Raw genomic sequence first — 15478 nt, forward strand, 5'->3', positions numbered from 1 at the left:
CCGCACCACCCACCGACACACGTTCACCGACACCCGCCCACCGGGCGGCAGGGTGGGCTGTTCACACTGGTGGGGTCGCAGTGGAGTACGAGTGGACCGGGGGGAACGGGTGGAGGACTGGGCGCGGCGGCACCGCGGGTTGCTGTGGGGGGTGATCTGCACGCTGGCCGTGCTGGTCGTCGTCGGGGCCTCGGTCCGGGCGCCGCTCAAGGACTGGTGGCTGGCGCGTGAGGCGTGCGGCGGCAAACTTCCGGGCGGCGACCTCAAGGCCGTGCGGCCGGACACCCGGCTCGGGAAGCAGGAGGAGTCCTTCGACGAGGAACTCGGCGAGTACCACTGCGTACTGACGACCGACAAGGACAGGGTCGTGGTCGCCGTGGACACCTATCCGGACGGGCCCGACCGGAACGACGAGTTGTCGCTCATCGGCAGCGCCCGGCCGCCGTACGCCGTGCTGCCCGGCGGGCTGCCCGGCTTCGAGACCGACAACAGCGTCGTCTACCTGATGCCCGAGTGCCCGCGCGGCGGCAAGGCGCCCGCCGCGGAACACCGCAGGCTGCTGGTGGGGACCTGGGCCTTCTTCGCCGAGAGCCGCGAGGAGAAGGCGGCCATGCTGCGGCTCGCGGTGCGGATGACGAACGAGGTGACCGGGAAGCTCGGTTGCGGGGGCGCGCCGCTGCCCGCGCCCGAGGACGGGGCGGTGCCGGACACGGGTGCGTACGTGCCCCGCGCGGAGGCGAAGGGCACCGCCTGCGGCGCGCTGGCCACCACCCGCGTACCGGCGGAGGGGCGCGACGGGCGGGTGCGCGTCGCCGTCGCGGACGGCGGGGTCGTCGGACGGTGCACCCTGTACGCACCGCAGGAGGGCGGCGGCAGCGCGCGGCCGGGCGAACCGCTGGTGGAACTCACCAGTTGGCTCGGGGACTGGGGTTCCGACCTGCGCGTGATGGGCTCGGTGCGGGGTGAGGGCGCCTTCCGGGAACCCTCGTCGACCCATTCCCGGGCGTGGGCCGTCGCCGAATGCGACGGCGAGAACGTCGGCTTCGGCGCGCAGTGGGGGGAGGACTACTCCTACCGCGAGGAGGACGGGCAGTCCGGCCCTCCCACGGCGAAGCAGCGCGGCGAGCGGAGCGCGCTGTTGCGCGAGTACGTGGCCGCGTTCGCGAAGGACCAGGTGCGGCGCGGAAAGTGCACGGGGCTGCGGTTGCCGGCGGCTCCGTGACCCTTTCCGGGTGCCCGGTCCCGTCGTGCGCACCCGGCCGGGGTGATGCGGCCGTCCTCCGGCCCGCATGTGAACATTCGGCGCCAAGAGTGCAACTGGCGTGTCGGTCTTGACATTTGCCAGCCTGACCGATGTTAAGATCATCTTACTTCCAGTGGGCTGATGGCGTATGGGGGCATTCCGGGAGGAATGGACTCCTCGGCCCCACATTCGGAGGGGCCTTCCCTGGGGTGGCGCAAGCCGTGGCTCGACCGGCCCGGCGCCTGCGGCACATGAGGGAGCGTCAAGCCGTATCCATAGCCATGGCACTTGAAGTGAGTCTCATGACATTTGCACAGGGCCCTCTTCTGTGGGCACTGGTTGTCGTCGCGCTGATCGCCGTAGGTGCCGTTCTGCGGGCTCGAAAGACCAATATCGGGCTTCGCAGACAGAACGCCGAACTACACCAGCAACGCGACATGTTGCAACGCCAACGGGACGAACTCCATGTCGCCCACACCGGTCTGACGCATCAGCACTCCGCCGAGCTGACCGAGGTCCGCAGGGACGCCGAGGAGGAGACCAAGGCGGTCCTCAAGGCCGCCGTGCGTACCCTCCAGGGGCTCGCGGACGAGCAGCAGGTCGTCATCGAGAACGCCCAGAAGAAGTACGGCGACGACCCCGGCATGCTGGCCGACCTGATGGCCATCGACCACGCCAACAGCCAGTTCGGCCGCCGGGCGCAGGGCATCGCGGTGCTGTGCGGCGGCTGGCTCGGGCGCCGGGAGACCGTCGCCTCGGTCTTCGACGTGGCCCGCAGCGCCCAGGGACGCATCCGTCAGTTCGACCGGGTGCGGGTCAACGGGCAGGTGAACTTCTCGGTCGTCAGCAAGGCCGTGGAACCCGTCGCGGTCGTCCTGGCCGAGCTGCTGGCCAACGCCACCAACTACTCCGCCCCCGGCGCCCCGGTCGAGATCAACATCCAGGCCGTGCCGACGGGCGTCTGCCTCATCGTCGACGACGCCGGTCTCGGCATGGGCCAGGAGGAGAAGGACCGCGCGGCGGCCCTCCTCTCGCCGCAGGCCGCGATCAGCGTCTCCAGCCTGGGCATTCCCCCGCAGTTCGGCTTCGCGGTCTCCGGCGTGCTGGCCGCCCGCTACGGGTTCAAGGTCTCGGTGGACTCCGTATCCCCCTATGGAGGCGTACGCGCGGTGGTTCTCCTGCCCGACGAGCTGCTCACCGCCGACGTGCCCTCGCCGCCCCCGGTCGCCGCCGGCCGCTACGACGCGGAAGTGGCGGCGCTCCCCCGGCGCCAGGCGCCCGCGCCGTCCCCGACCCCGCTGTTCCCTCCGGTCGGACAGCCGGCCGTCGCTCCGCAGCCCACCGGGCCCACCGCCACCACCGCCGGTGGCCTGCCCAAGCGTCGTCGCAAGAGCCCGGTGTCTGTGGTGCCGTCGGCCGAGCCCGGGCCGGTGCGCAGCAACGAGGAGACCGCTTCCCGTCTGGGCGCGTTCCAGCGCGGAACGCGGTCCGGGCGTGACATGACGACGACGGAAGGACCCGAGTTCCAGTGAACCCCGACCTGTCCTGGGTACTCAACGATGTGCTTCAGGTACCCGGCGCACGGCACGCGATCCTCGTCTCCGCCGACGGTCTGCTGCTGGCCAGCTCCAGTCAGATCGGCCGGGACGACGCGGAGACCGTGGCGGCCGCGATGAGTTCCATGCAGTCGCTGAGCCGGGCCGTCGCGCCCTTCATCGGCGCCCAGGCCCCGGGCCGCTGGCGTCAGACGCTGCTGGAGTACGACCACGGCTGGATCTTCCTGATCGCGGCGGGCAGCGGCGCCTACCTGGCGGCCGCCGCCGCGGCCGATGTGGACATGGAGGCCATGTCCTTCCGCATGCAGCAGCAGGTCGCCGCGCTGGGGAAGGCGATGACCACACCTCCCCGCCAGGACGCGGGAATCGACGTATGACGGCGCCGGGCGAGGAGCAGGCGGTCAGCAGCGGGTTCGTCCGGTCCTACGTCATCACCGGCGGGCGCGGCCTGCCGGATGCGGAGGACCTCTCCCTCGTCACCCTGGTCACCATCGCGCCCGACCGGCAGCCGCCGCCGAACCCGAGCCCGGAGGTCCGGGCCATCTGGGAGCTGTGTTCCGGCGGCTATCTGTCGGTGGCCGAGGTGGCGGGCCATCTCGGCCAGCCGGTCGGGGTGGCCCGGCTGCTGCTGAACGACTTAGCGGAACAAGGTCATCTGATGCGCCGCAAGGCGCCACCGGCGGCTCAGCTCGTTGACAGGAAGATCCTCGAAGAGGTGTTGCATGGACTCCACGTCCGGTTCGGCTGACAGCATCTATGTCCCGGACGCGGTACGGCGCGCGGCGAAGATCCTCGTCGTCGGGCACTTCGCCGTGGGCAAGACGACGCTGATCGGCACCCTCTCCGAGATCACCCCGCTGCGCACCGAGGAGCGGATGACGCAGGCCGGCGCGCACATCGACGACCTGCGGGGCGCGCCCGACAAGGTGACCACGACGGTCGCGCTGGACTTCGGCCGTCTGACGCTCAGCGACGAGCTGGTGCTGTACCTGTTCGGTACGCCCGGTCAGCAGCGCTTCGTCGAGCTGTGGGAGGACATGGCGCGCGGTTCGCTCGGCGCGCTGCTCCTGGTCGACCCGGCCCGTCTCGCCGACACCTTCCCGGTGATCGACCTGGTCGAGACGTACGGGCTGGAGTACGCGGTCGCGGTCAACAGCTTCGATCCGTACTCCCGGCACGCCGAGGAGGAGTTGCGCGAGGCGCTCGATCTGCTGCCGGACACCCCTGTCGTGTACTGCGACGCCCGGGACGAGAAGTCGTCCGCGCAGGCCCTGATCACCCTGGTCCAGCACCTTCTGGCACACGTGGCCTGAGAGCCGGCACACGCGGCCTGAGAAACTGCCACCCGACTGCCGTACTCCGTCCGCCGTCCGGGCCCTTCGGGTCCGCGATCACATCGAGGAATCACACATGGACTCGTCACCGGGATCCACCCCGTACAGCGCCCCCACCGGGTGTCCGATGCGCGGTGAGCGGCAGACGTCGCTCTACGGGCCTGAGTTCGCGTCCGATCCGCAGCGCGTGTACGACGAATTCCGGGCGCACGGACTCGCCGCCCCGATCGAGCTGGCCCCCGGTGTGGAGGCCACCCTGATCGTGCAGCACGAGGCCGCGCTGCGGGTGTTGCAGAATCCGTCCTTCTTCGCCCGGGACGCGAGGCGCTGGGGCGCGCTGCGGGAGGGCCGGGTGCCGCTGGACAGCCCGGTGCTGCCGATGATGGCGTACCGGCCCAACTGCCTGTTCACGGACGGCACCGAGCATCTGCGGCTGCGCAAGGCGGTCACCGAGAGCCTCGGCCGGCTCAACACCACCCGGCTCAGCCGGGACGTGGAGCGGATCGCCGACTACCTCATCGACCAGTTCATCGAGCGCGGCAGCGCGGACCTGCTCGGCGACTACGCCAAGCTGCTGCCGCTGCTGCTGTTCAACCAGCTCTTCGGCTGCCCCGGGGACATCGGCGACCGGCTGACCCGCAGCATGTCCGCGATCTTCGACGGCGAGGACGTGCTCCGGGCCAACGCCGAGCTGACCGAGTGTCTGATGGAGCTCGTCGCGCTCAAGCGGCGGCAGCCCGGCGAGGACATCACCTCCTGGCTCATCCAGCACCCGGCGGGCCTGCGGGACGAGGAGCTCAAGGACCAGCTCGTCATGCTGATGGGTGCGGGCGTCGAGCCGGAGCGCAACCTGATCGCCAACGCGCTGCTCCTCATGCTGTCCAGCGACACCGGGGTCGCGCAGCGGCGGGGCACCGGGATGCTGGTCGAGGACGCCCTCGACGACGTGCTGTGGAACAACCCGCCGATAGCCAACTACGCGACGCACTACCCGGTCCAGGACATCGACCTGGGCGGGGTGACGCTGAAGGCGGACACCCCGGTGCTGATCAGTTTCGCCGCCGCGAACAGCGACCCCGCGCTCACCGACGCCCGCCAGACCCTGAGCAAGGGCGCCCATCTCGCCTGGGGCGCGGGCCCGCACGTCTGCCCGGCGAAGTCTCCCGCGCAGCTGATCGCCCTCACCGCGATCGAGAAGATCCTCAACACCGTGCCCGACCTCACCCTCGCGGTGCATCCCTCCACGGTCGAATGGCGGCCGGGCCCCTTCCACCGGGCCCTGGTGTCGCTGCCCGTCCTCTTCAGCGCCGCCCCCGCGCGCCGGACCTCGGCACCGCCGGCGGCGCAGCCGGCCGCACCGTCCCGGAACACCGCCCCGGACCAGGCGCCCGCCGGGCACCACGACCACGCCGAGCCGCAGAAGAAGACCAAGGGCTGGTGGAGTTCCTTCCTGGACGTGTTCAGGGTGTGACGCCCCCTGCCGTGTGCGGGTGTGACGCACCGGGACGGGTCCGGGGTGCGACGGACCCGTCGTGATCATGGTGTGACGCACCGGACATGATCATGGTGGGCCGGGCGACTTGTACGCATATGCCGGCCCATCACCCATGTAACTGGAGTGACTCAGGAGGAAGTTGAGACACGGGGGGCGACTGGCAAGGGGCTGGATCAGGGTTTCTCTGTGATACGGGCAACAAAGATCCACGCTTGGGCGGCATATGCGGAGGGGTAGGTTCTGCCGGTAACCATGAGCCCAGGTCAAGGAACTCTGCGTGAGCGCTATATGTGGCACTGACAGGCCCCCCGTAGACCGCCGTGCCCTCATTTCTCTCCTGAGACGTCTCAAATCGCCCGAGGGGCAGGCTGATCCCTACCCTTTGCTGGCCGATCTGAGAGACATGGGCGATGTCGTACGCGCTCCCTGGGACGCGTACTTCGTCACGGGTTACGACACGTGCAGCGAGGTGCTGCGCGGGCGCAACTGGCTGGCGCCCGACTTCGCCTGGCAGGAACGCCAGGCGGACACCGAGCGCTGGGAAGCCGTCGCCACGCAGGAAATGACCAAGACCCTCTCCCGGCTCAACGCCCCCGAGCACACCTGCCAGCGCCGCAGCCTCGGCAACCTCTTCGACCGGTCGACCATCGCGCGGCTGACCCCGCAGGTCGAGGAGCACGTCACCCGGCTCCTCGACGAGCTGGCTGACAAAATGCGCTGGGGGGAGGCCGACTTCGTCAGCACGGTCAGCGAACAGCTCCCGATCAGCACCATCGGCTCCTGGCTGGGGATTCCGCCCGGGGACCACGCGCACATCCTGGAGATCACCCACAACCAGGTGCACGCCCAGGAGCTGTTGCCCACCAAGAGCCAGCTCGCCGTCTCCGCCGAGGCGACCGAGCAGCTGCGGAGCTACTTCACCGAGCTGGTGAAACAGCGCCGGGCCAGCCCCGGCAACGATGTGCTGACCGGCTGGATCCACACCTGGGACGCGCGGGAACCCGACCGGGAGGCGGCGGACGAGATCCTCTACCGGCTCACCATGTTCGTCACCATCGCCTCGCTGGAGACCACCGCCACCCTGCTGTCGGCCATGGTGGACCTGCTCCTGAAGGAGCCCGGCCGGTGGGAGTGGCTCCGGGAGAACCCCGGGTACATCGACGCCGCTGTCGACGAGGTCCTGCGGTACGACCCGCCGATCCACATCAATACCCGGATCGCGGCCGACGACACCGTGCTGGCGGGTGTTCCGATCGCCAAGGACAGCATGGTCCATGTCATGTACGGCGCCGCCAACCACGACCCCCGGCGCAACGAGGACCCGGACACCTTCGACGTCGGGCGCGGGGGAACGCACCTGACCTTCGGTGGCGGCGTGCACTACTGCCTCGGCGCGGCCCTCGCCCGCCTGGAGGCGCGCACCCTCCTGACGCAACTGCTGAAACGCTTCCCCACCCTGCGCGCCGTCACCCCGGCCGGTTACGCGTCCCGGCTGGTCTTCCGGCGGATCACCTCGCTGGGCGTGACGGCATGAAGCTCTCGCTCCCGCAGTACCTGACGCCGTTCCGGCGGCCGAGCACGCTGCGCGCCGAGCGCGAGGGCGCCGTCCTCCGCGTGGAGCTGGACACCCCCGCCACCGGCAACGCGGTCACCGAGGCGATGCTGGACGACCTGCTGGCGGTCCTGGCGGTGCCGGACCCCGACGTCCGGGTGCTGGTGCTCAGCGGGGCCGGCGACGACTTCTGCCTGGGCGGCGACCGCAACGAGTTCGCCGACTGGCTCGACGACGACCCCACCGGGCGTGGCATCCGGATCGCCGGTGACAAGGCCCGCCGGGTCTGCGAGGCGATCTCCACCAACCCGGCCGTCACCATCGCCCGGATCCAGGGCAAGGCCATCGGCGCGGGCCTCGCGCTGGCGCTCGCCTGCGATCTGCGCGTGGGCACCGACACCGCCTCGTTCCGGCTGCCGGAACTGGCGCTCGGCCTCCCCACCGCCTGGGGCGGCGTACTGCCCCGGCTCATCCACGAGGTCGGCGCCGCCCGCGCCCGCGAACTCATCCTCACCGGACGCGCCTTCGACTCCATCGAGGCGCTTGAGCTGTCGGTCCTGCAACGCGTCGTGCCCGAGGTCGAACTCGACTCGGCGGTCACCGCGTGGACCAAGCCGATCGTGCGCCGCCCCGAGGCCGCCCTGCGCGTCACCAAGGCGCTCCTCAACTCCTACGCGGCCCCGACCCGGCTGGCCGACCCGTCCGTACTGGACGCGGAACTCATGGCGACCGTCGCGGCGGCCACCCGGCGGCGGTAGGGGCGCGGATCACCGGACAGGAGCATTCCCGCGCCTCGGCCGCGGGAGTGCCCACACTGCGTGCTGCGGCTCAGCAGAGCACGGTGACACCGGTGACGCGGTTGCCGGAATCCAGTCCGCGGTTGGACCAGGACTGCACACGGTCCGAGCTCCGGTCCGCGTAGTGGACGTCGAAGGGATTGCCGTGGGCGTAGCCGTAGTCGTAGAAGTCGTTGATCGTGTGGTAGCCGCACCCGTCGAAGTTCCAGATCTGTCCGCCCGGGCCCGAGCGTCCGCCCGAGAGCTTGATGCACGCCCGTCCGGGATCACATGAGTTGGACCAGTACCCTCCGGCGGCGGCGGCCGGGCCTCCCGCGAGTATCACCGTGGCTCCCACGGCGGTGGCCAGGGTCGTGGCCCAGGCGGCGAATCGGCTGATCGGACGCATCTCGGATCCCCCTTCTCGAAGTGGCGGTCTCGTCAGGACGGCAGTCGGGGCCAGGTCAGCAGAGCACGTCGACACTGGTGACGCGGTTGTTGGGGTCCAGCGGGCGGTTGGTCCCGAACTCGACGCGGTCCCACCTCCGGTCCGCGTAGTGGACGTCGAAGGCCCAGCCATGGGCGTAGCCGCGGTCGTAGTAGTCGCTGACGCCGTGGACACCGCAGCCGATCATGTTCCAGAACGGCCCGCCGGGGCCCTGGCGTCCGACCGAAAGCCTGATGCACGCGTTCGGGGAATCGCACGAGATGGACCAGTACCCTCCACCGGCGGCGGCGGCCGGGCCTCCCGCGATCACCACCGTGGCTCCCACGGCGGTGGCCAGGGTCGTGGCCCAGGCGGTGAATCGGCTGATCGGTCGCATCTCGGATCCCCCTTCTCTCCGAGGCCGGGTGTCTCCGCCTCGGTCCCGTGGAGGCCCCCCAGGTACGGATGCCCCTCTGTGCGAGCAGGCGCACGGCATCGCGTGCAACGCGAGGAGCCGTCCCCCCGTGGCGCCTGCCCGCATGCCCGACTCTGCCGGGCGGCGCACGGGGATCACATGGGGAGTTCTGCGTATTGACAGGCGCGTCCGGTCGGACCCGGGCCTCTCGTCCGGGTCAGGCCGGGCCCGCGTGCCCCGATGCCGCGCCTCGCCGCGTTGTCGTCGGTGTGCCGTTGAGCGCGGCGACGCGTTCGCGCCAGGGGACGTGTTCGGGGACCGTTTCGGAGCGGGCGGCGGCCAGGCGGCAGGAGGGGCATTCGGATTCGCCAAGCAGGGGGCGGAACACGTGCGGGGCACCGGGGCCCCGGCATTCGACGGGTTCGGGGAGAGGCGGGCGTTCCGGCGGCTGGTGCCGGACCGGGGGTTCGGGGAGCTTCTGGATCAGCCGGTAGCGCAGGAAACCGACGGCCGACCGGACGCCTTCCTGCGGGCGTTCGGCGAGCAGGGCGTGGCGGAGGTCGGATTCGCTCAGGCCGCGTTCGAGCCACTTGACGGCATCCACGGCGAGGACGCGGGCCTCGCGCAGGCCCAGATGCAGTTCACGGCGGGTGTGGCGCAGGGAGAGCAGGACCCGTTCCGCCCGGGCCAATTGGGCGGGGTCCGCCGACGCCGTGGCCCGCGGGGGCGGTTCGGGCACGGGCGCTGTCGCGGGCTCAGGTTCGGGGGGTGGGTGGGGAGTTGTCTTATCGCTGTGGTCTTCTACCGGTTCATAGCGACCGGCCGTCCGAGGGGCCGGTGCACCGACCGTCGGAAAGTGCTTACTCGGTGGCGGGGTTACGGGCAGGTCGGCCGGCGCGACCGGAGACTGAGTCACGGGCAGGTCGGCCGACTGCTGGACCGGGAGCCGAGATTCGGACAAGTCGGCCGGCGCGACCGAAGGCCGAGTCACGGGCAGGTCGGCCGACTGCTGTACCGGGAGCCGAGTCACGGGCGGGTCGACCGCCCGAACCGGAGGCCGAGTCGCGGGCAGGTCAATCGGCTGCCGGGCCAGGAGCCGAGTTTCAGGCAGGTCACCCGGTGCGACCGGAGACCGAGTCACGGGCAGGTCGTCCGGCCGGACCTGGGACCGAGCCATCCGTAAGTGCCGGGCCTGCTCACTCGTCAGGGGGGCGTTCGCGACGAGTTGCTCGGTCTGCCAGCGGCCTCCCTCGCCCTGGCTCCGCCACTCGTACATGTAGCCGTGCTCGACCAGCTGCTTCTTCGCCTTCTGGTACACACGGCCCTTGATGCGCATTTCGCGGGCGAGTTCACTCAACGGCTTGTGGACGGCATCTTCCGGGAGTCCCTGGACGTAGAGGACAAGGAGCTTCGCGTCACTGTCCAGACGCGGATGGCGGACGACATCGTTCGATGCCTTCGTATAGCGCACGGACGGCGCGATAACATGACGCAGCATTTCCGGTGGCCTCGCAGCTCCACTGGTGGTGTAGGCCCTCGGATTGGTGTTGTCGCACCGCCGAGGGCCGCCCTATGCGCACGAAGGCACACAGAGCGTGATGGTGTGGTCACCGTAGCGCACGTTCTCCATCTCCCGCCACGTGGACGGAACTTCACGTGATCGCGCCATTGCCCTCGCCTCCGGCGGGGTTCGCTCGTACGATTGAAACGTATCAATCACCGATCCCGGCGTGAGGCGTCCATGCGACCCCCGCGACGCGATGGTCCCGGCCGGCAACCCGTACGCCGTCGTCGCCGGGCGCTGCGTCGGCTCCGACCAGGCGGCGAACTCCGCGCTGCGAGTGCAGGCCACGGCCATGGCGACGGGGCAGGCTGCCGGTGCGCTCGCGGCGATGGCCGCGGACCGGAAGACGGACATCACCGGCGTACCGATGACCGATCTGCACCGGGTGCTCGTACACTCCGGAGCCATCGTGCCGACGCTGCCCGCCGGGGTCCGGGTCTGATCCGGGACGCTGCCCGCGGGGCCCGGGGCCGCGAGACGGCGCCCACCGGGGCCCAGGTCCGATCCCGGACGCTGCCCGCGGGGGCCCGGGTCCGGTCCGGGGCGGGGCACCCGCCCCGAGGATGGTCCGACACGCCTGCGCGGTCCCGCCCAGGGCGCAGGGCGGACCGGCCGCGTACTGCATCGACAGTACGTAGGACTCCATGCAGCCGCACGACGACGATGACGTGCGCTCTCACGAAGGATCGAGGCATCCCTTCGAGAGACTGGAGCGCCTCCTCGTGGCTACTTTCCTTTACCGGCTGGGCCGCTTCTCCTTCCGGAGACGCCGGCTCGTCGCCCTGCTCTGGGTGGTGGTCCTCGCCGCCTGCGCGTTCGCCGCGGCCAAGGCTCCGGCCGCCCCCGAGGACGGGTTCTCCATGCCCGGGACGGAGTCGCAGAAGGCCTTCGACCTGCTGGACCAGCGCTTCCCCGGCAGCAACTCCAACAGCGCCGACGCCCGCATCGTCTTCGTCGCGCCGAAGGGCCAGAAGGTCACGGCGAGCGCGAACAAGGCGGCCATCGAGAAGATCGTCGCGGACGTCGCGGGCGGCGACCAGGTCAAGGGCGCTCTCGACCCGTTCAAGATGGCCGGGGCGGTGAGCAAGGACGGTACGACCGCGTACTCCACCGTCTCGTACGACGTACAGAGCATGGATCTCACGACCGCCACCACCGACGCGCTGGAGGACGCCGCCGAGAAGGGGCGGGACGCGGGACTGACCGTGGAGCTCGGCGGATCGGCCCTGGTGCCGGAGAACGAGCTGGGCGGCACCACCGAACTCGTCGGCGTCGCCGCCGCCGCGGTCGTCCTGCTCATCACCTTCGGTTCGCTCGCCGCGGCGGGCCTCCCGCTGCTCACCGCGATCGTCGGCATCGGCGTGGGCGTGGCCTCGATCGTCGCCGTCGGGATGTCCACAACGACCACCACGCTCGCCCTGATGCTGGGCCTCGCGGTCGGCATCGACTACGCGCTGTTCATCGTCTCGCGCTACCGGACCGAACGCACGGAGGGCCACGACGCCGAGGAGGCCGTGGCACGGGCCGTGGGAACGGCGGGCTCCGCGGTCGTCTTCGCGGGCCTCACCGTGGTCATCGCCCTGGCGGGCCTGTCCGTGGTCGGCATCCCCGTCCTGACCAAGATGGGCCTCGCCGCGGCGAGCACCGTCGTGATCGCCGTCCTGGTCGCGGTCACCCTGCTGCCCGCGCTGCTCGGCTTCTTCCGGAAGGCCGTCATGCCGCGCGCCCAGCGCAAGGGGCACGGCGGGCAGCGCGCCAAGGGCGGGCGGGCCGGTCTGGGCACCCGCTGGGCCGGCTTCGTGATCCGGCGGCCGCTCGCGGTCCTGGTGCTCAGTGTTCTCGGCCTCGGGCTGATCTCCGTACCGGCGCTCGATCTTCAGCTCGGCATGCCGGGCGACGAGTCGAAGGCCACCTCGACCACCCAGCGCCGCGCCTACGACGCCCTGGCCGACGGCTTCGGTCCCGGCTTCAACGGACCGCTGACCGTCGTCGTCGACGCCAAGGGCTCGGCCGACCCGAAGGCCGCCGCGGCACGGGCCGCGAAGCAGCTCACGGCCACCGACGGCATCGTCGCCACGACGCCCCCCGGCTTCAACGAGGCCGGTGACACCGCGGTGCTCACCGCCGTACCCTCCACCGGGCCGAGCAGCGCGGACACCACGGACCTCGTCCACACCATCCGCGACGAGGCCCGCGGCCTGAAGTCGGACACCGGTGCGACGATGCTCGTCACCGGCGCGACCGCGGTGAACATCGACGTGTCGCAGAAGGTCAACGACGCGCTGCTGCCCTATCTCGCGCTCGTCGTCGGCCTGGCGTTCCTGCTCCTGATGGTCGTCTTCCGCTCGCTCCTGGTCCCGCTGAAGGCGGCGCTCGGCTTCCTGCTGTCGGTGGCGGCGGCGTTCGGCGTGATCGTCGCGGTCTTCCAGTGGGGCTGGCTCGCCGACGCCCTCGGCGTCGAGCAGACCGGGCCGGTGATGAGCATGATGCCGATCTTCCTGATCGGTGTGGTCTTCGGTCTGGCCATGGACTACGAGGTCTTCCTGGTGACCCGGATGCGGGAGGCATACGTCCACGGGGAGCGGCCCGGCCAGGCGATCGTCACCGGGTTCCGGCACAGCGCACGGGTCGTCGGCGCCGCGGCCGTCATCATGATCGCGGTGTTCGCCGGGTTCATCGGGATGAACGATTCGATGATCAAGATGATGGGTGTCGGCCTCGCCGCGGCGGTCTTCTTCGACGCCTTCGTCGTCCGGATGACGGTCGTCCCGGCGGTGCTCGCCCTGCTGGGCCACCGGGCGTGGTGGCTGCCCAAGTGGCTGGACCGTGTCGTGCCCCGGGTGGACGTCGAGGGCGAGAAGCTGCACAGTGCCGCACCGGCCGAGCCGCGGCCCGAGCCGGAGCCCGTGCGCGTATGACCGGTCCGGGCCCCACGCCCGCGCCCATGCCCGTACCCGTACCCGTGGAAGACGTGACGGGTACGGGGCAACGGGCGACAGGCTCGGGGCGACGCAGGCGGGCCCGGCGGGGCGGCCGACTCGGCCGGGCCGGGCAGGCCGGCCGGGTCGGCGACCATGGTCGGACGGACCCGAGGAGAAGAGAACGCATGTTCACCGACTGGATGCAGTGGGCCCGGCGCCATCCCCGGACCGTCGATGTGGTGGTGGCGGTGCTGCTGTGGGCCTTCGCGGTCTTCTCCAGCACCCTCACCGACGCCCGGATCGTCCGCGCCCCCGCGCTCTCCTTCTCGCTGGCGGCCGCGGTGCCCCCCGCCGTCCTGCTCCTCGGCCACCGCCGGTATCCGCGCACGATGGTGGTGGTGACCACGGTGCTCGGCTGCGCCCTGGGTCTGATGGGCAGCGGCATCGGCTTCGACCCCAGTCCGAGCGTCGTGGGCGCCGCCCTGGTCGCCCTGTATCTCCTGGCCCTGCGCACCGACCACCGCACGGCCACCCGCTACACGGTGGGGGTGGCCGTCGCCCTCCTGATCGCCTCCGCCGCCTGGGGCAGGGTGGCGCTGCTCCGGCCCGACCAGGTCGGCCTCGTCTCCTGCGTCCTGCTGGCGGGGGCGGTCGGCGAGTCGGTACGGAGCCGGCGCGACCATCTGGCCGCCGTGGAGGCGCGGGCCGAACTGGCCGAGCGCACCCGCGAGGAGGAGGCGCGGCAGCGGGTGGGCGAGGAACGGACCCGGATCGCCCGCGAGCTCCACGACATCGTCGCGCACCACATCGCCCTGGCCCACGCCCAGGCGGCGACCGCCGCGTACCTGCTGCGCAGCAAGCCCGACCAGGCACAGAAGATGCTCGACGAACTCGCCGGCACCACCTCCTCCGCACTGCGCGAGCTCAAGGCGACCGTGGGGCTGCTGCGCCGCGAGGGCGACCCGGAGACACCGCTGGAGCCCACGCCCGGGCTGGCCCGGCTCCCGGAGCTGATCGCCTCGTTCGAGCACACCGGGCTCGCGGTGACGGTGACCGTGGAGGGCGAGGCCCGGCCGCTGCCGCCGGGCGCGGACCTGACCGCGTACCGGATCGTGCAGGAGGCACTGACCAACGTCACCAAGCACTCGGGCGGCGCCACGGCCGCGGTCCGTCTCGGCTACTCGCGCAGGCTGCTCACGCTCACCGTCTCCGACGACGGGCACGCGCCGCCCACGGCGGGCACGTCGGGCTACGGCCTCATCGGCATGCGCGAGCGGGCTCTGTCCGCCGGCGGCCGGCTGGCGGCCGGGCACCGGGCCGACGGAGGCTTCGAGGTGACCACGGAACTTCCCCTGGAGACGGCGGAGCCCGAATCGCACCAGGACGACGACGAGGAAAGGACGGCACGGTGACCATCCGGGTACTGCTGGCCGATGACCAGGCGCTGCTGGCCGGGACCTTCCGGCTGCTGATCGAGTCGAACGACGACATGGAGGTCGTCGGGGTCGCGGCGGACGGCCGGGAGGCGGTGGAGAAGGCCCGTGCCACCGCCCCGGACGTGGTCGTGATGGACATCCGCATGCCGGGCATGGACGGGCTGGCCGCCACCGAGGAGATCTGCCGCGACGAGGCGCTGCGGCAGACCCGCATCCTCATCCTCACCACGTTCGAGATCGACGAGTACGTGGCCGGCGCGCTGCGTGCGGGGGCCAGCGGCTTCCTCGGCAAGGACGTGGGCCCCGAGGAACTGCTGGACGCGATCCGGACGGTGGCCTCGGGCGACACGCTCCTGTCCCCGACCGCCACCCGGGCCCTCATCACCCGCTACCTCGCCCGCCCGGAGGGCGGGGTCGCGGCGCCCGAGTCCTTGAACGTGCTGACCGCCCGCGAGCGCGAGGTCATGGCGCAGGCCGCCGAGGGCCTGTCGAACGACGAGATCGCCGCCCGGATGCACGTCAGCCCGTTGACCGTGCGCACCCACGTGGGCCGTGCGATGACGAAGCTGGGCGCCCGGCACCGGGCCCAGCTGGTCGCCATGGCCTACCAGTCGGGCCTGGTGCGGGTGGACCCGCCGCAGGGCCGGGACAGCCCTTAGGCCCCGGGGCCGGACTCCCGGCGCGCGGGAAGGCGGTGGGCTGGCTAGCGTGAAAAGCCGGACCACCACCACCCCCACCGAACGCGAAGGAGTCAGGGTC

15 protein-coding genes are annotated in these 15478 nt (G+C 71.2%); 12 read left to right on the forward strand and 3 right to left on the reverse strand.

What is annotated here, in order from left to right; genetic code table 11:
- Positions 1–91 precede the first annotated feature (91 nt).
- The 8 genes from AADR41_RS18580 to AADR41_RS18615 all read left to right on the forward strand — a co-directional run bounded on the left by AADR41_RS18580 (position 92) and on the right by AADR41_RS18615 (position 7938).
- Entirely contained in the window at positions 92–1222 is a 1131-nt protein-coding gene (locus AADR41_RS18580; protein WP_342282531.1) for a hypothetical protein, read from the forward strand.
- A 323-nt stretch (positions 1223–1545) separates the two neighbouring features.
- On the forward strand, positions 1546–2775 hold the full coding sequence (locus AADR41_RS18585) for an ATP-binding protein (protein WP_342282532.1): 1230 nt from the start codon (positions 1546–1548) through the stop codon (positions 2773–2775).
- Entirely contained in the window at positions 2772–3176 is a 405-nt protein-coding gene (locus tag AADR41_RS18590) for a roadblock/LC7 domain-containing protein (protein ID WP_342282533.1), read from the forward strand. The genes AADR41_RS18585 and AADR41_RS18590 overlap by 4 nt, the downstream gene beginning before the upstream one ends.
- A complete protein-coding gene (locus AADR41_RS18595; RefSeq protein ID WP_259927769.1) occupies positions 3173–3547 on the forward strand; it encodes a DUF742 domain-containing protein in 375 nt (124 codons plus the stop codon). Before AADR41_RS18590 ends, AADR41_RS18595 begins: the two co-directional genes overlap by 4 nt.
- Positions 3522–4112 carry a GTP-binding protein gene (locus AADR41_RS18600; protein ID WP_072487819.1) on the forward strand — a complete coding sequence of 197 codons (591 nt, stop codon included), beginning with the start codon at positions 3522–3524 and terminating at the stop codon, positions 4110–4112. The genes AADR41_RS18595 and AADR41_RS18600 overlap by 26 nt, the downstream gene beginning before the upstream one ends.
- Before the next feature lie 97 nt (positions 4113–4209).
- Complete coding sequence (locus tag AADR41_RS18605; protein ID WP_342282534.1) at positions 4210–5604, forward strand: cytochrome P450; 1395 nt, start codon at positions 4210–4212, stop codon at positions 5602–5604.
- A gap of 427 nt (positions 5605–6031) precedes the next feature.
- Positions 6032–7162: a cytochrome P450 gene (locus AADR41_RS18610; protein WP_342282535.1), complete on the forward strand. Its 1131-nt coding sequence runs from the start codon at positions 6032–6034 to the stop codon at positions 7160–7162.
- Complete coding sequence (locus tag AADR41_RS18615) at positions 7159–7938, forward strand: enoyl-CoA hydratase/isomerase family protein (RefSeq protein WP_342282536.1); 780 nt, start codon at positions 7159–7161, stop codon at positions 7936–7938. The genes AADR41_RS18610 and AADR41_RS18615 overlap by 4 nt, the downstream gene beginning before the upstream one ends.
- A gap of 70 nt (positions 7939–8008) precedes the next feature.
- Here AADR41_RS18615 and AADR41_RS18620 read toward each other — a convergent pair whose 3' ends face one another.
- The 3 genes from AADR41_RS18620 to AADR41_RS18630 form a co-directional block, all read right to left on the reverse strand.
- Complete coding sequence (locus AADR41_RS18620; RefSeq protein WP_342282537.1) at positions 8009–8365, reverse strand: hypothetical protein; 357 nt, start codon at positions 8363–8365, stop codon at positions 8009–8011.
- A 55-nt stretch (positions 8366–8420) separates the two neighbouring features.
- Complete coding sequence (locus AADR41_RS18625) at positions 8421–8780, reverse strand: hypothetical protein (protein ID WP_342282538.1); 360 nt, start codon at positions 8778–8780, stop codon at positions 8421–8423.
- Between the two features lie 235 nt (positions 8781–9015).
- Complete coding sequence (locus tag AADR41_RS18630; protein ID WP_342282539.1) at positions 9016–9537, reverse strand: hypothetical protein; 522 nt, start codon at positions 9535–9537, stop codon at positions 9016–9018.
- A 991-nt stretch (positions 9538–10528) separates the two neighbouring features.
- Between AADR41_RS18630 and AADR41_RS18635 the strand changes: the two genes are divergently transcribed.
- The 4 genes from AADR41_RS18635 (at position 10529) to AADR41_RS18650 (ending at position 15378) form a co-directional block, all read left to right on the forward strand.
- Positions 10529–10804: an FAD-dependent oxidoreductase gene (locus AADR41_RS18635; protein WP_342282540.1), complete on the forward strand. Its 276-nt coding sequence runs from the start codon at positions 10529–10531 to the stop codon at positions 10802–10804.
- Between the two features lie 280 nt (positions 10805–11084).
- The gene (locus AADR41_RS18640) at positions 11085–13280 is read left to right on the forward strand and encodes an MMPL family transporter (RefSeq protein WP_342282541.1); all 2196 of its coding nucleotides are present in this window, start codon (positions 11085–11087) and stop codon (positions 13278–13280) included.
- A gap of 188 nt (positions 13281–13468) precedes the next feature.
- Positions 13469–14695: a sensor histidine kinase gene (locus tag AADR41_RS18645; protein WP_342282542.1), complete on the forward strand. Its 1227-nt coding sequence runs from the start codon at positions 13469–13471 to the stop codon at positions 14693–14695.
- Positions 14692–15378 (forward strand): response regulator transcription factor, encoded by a 687-nt coding sequence (locus tag AADR41_RS18650; RefSeq protein ID WP_342282543.1) that lies wholly within the window; start codon positions 14692–14694, stop codon positions 15376–15378. The genes AADR41_RS18645 and AADR41_RS18650 overlap by 4 nt, the downstream gene beginning before the upstream one ends.
- Positions 15379–15478 lie beyond the last annotated feature (100 nt).

It is taken from the genome of Streptomyces sp. CLV115 (assembly GCF_038448545.1).
GTDB classification, from domain to species: Bacteria; Actinomycetota; Actinomycetes; order Streptomycetales; family Streptomycetaceae; genus Streptomyces; species Streptomyces sanglieri.

Bases quoted from the DNA above. Each gene is read 5' to 3' on its own strand.
- AADR41_RS18585 (WP_342282532.1), top strand. From the start codon at position 1,546: ATGACATTTGCACAGGGCCCTCTTCTGTGGGCACTGGTTGTCGTCGCG.
- AADR41_RS18595 (WP_259927769.1), top strand. From the start codon at position 3,173: ATGACGGCGCCGGGCGAGGAGCAGGCGGTCAGCAGCGGGTTCGTCCGG.
- AADR41_RS18600 (WP_072487819.1), top strand. From the start codon at position 3,522: ATGGACTCCACGTCCGGTTCGGCTGACAGCATCTATGTCCCGGACGCG.
- AADR41_RS18605 (WP_342282534.1), top strand. From the start codon at position 4,210: ATGGACTCGTCACCGGGATCCACCCCGTACAGCGCCCCCACCGGGTGT.
- AADR41_RS18610 (WP_342282535.1), top strand. From the start codon at position 6,032: ATGGGCGATGTCGTACGCGCTCCCTGGGACGCGTACTTCGTCACGGGT.
- AADR41_RS18615 (WP_342282536.1), top strand. From the start codon at position 7,159: ATGAAGCTCTCGCTCCCGCAGTACCTGACGCCGTTCCGGCGGCCGAGC.
- AADR41_RS18620 (WP_342282537.1), bottom strand. From the start codon at position 8,365: ATGCGTCCGATCAGCCGATTCGCCGCCTGGGCCACGACCCTGGCCACC.
- AADR41_RS18625 (WP_342282538.1), bottom strand. From the start codon at position 8,780: ATGCGACCGATCAGCCGATTCACCGCCTGGGCCACGACCCTGGCCACC.
- AADR41_RS18645 (WP_342282542.1), top strand. From the start codon at position 13,469: ATGTTCACCGACTGGATGCAGTGGGCCCGGCGCCATCCCCGGACCGTC.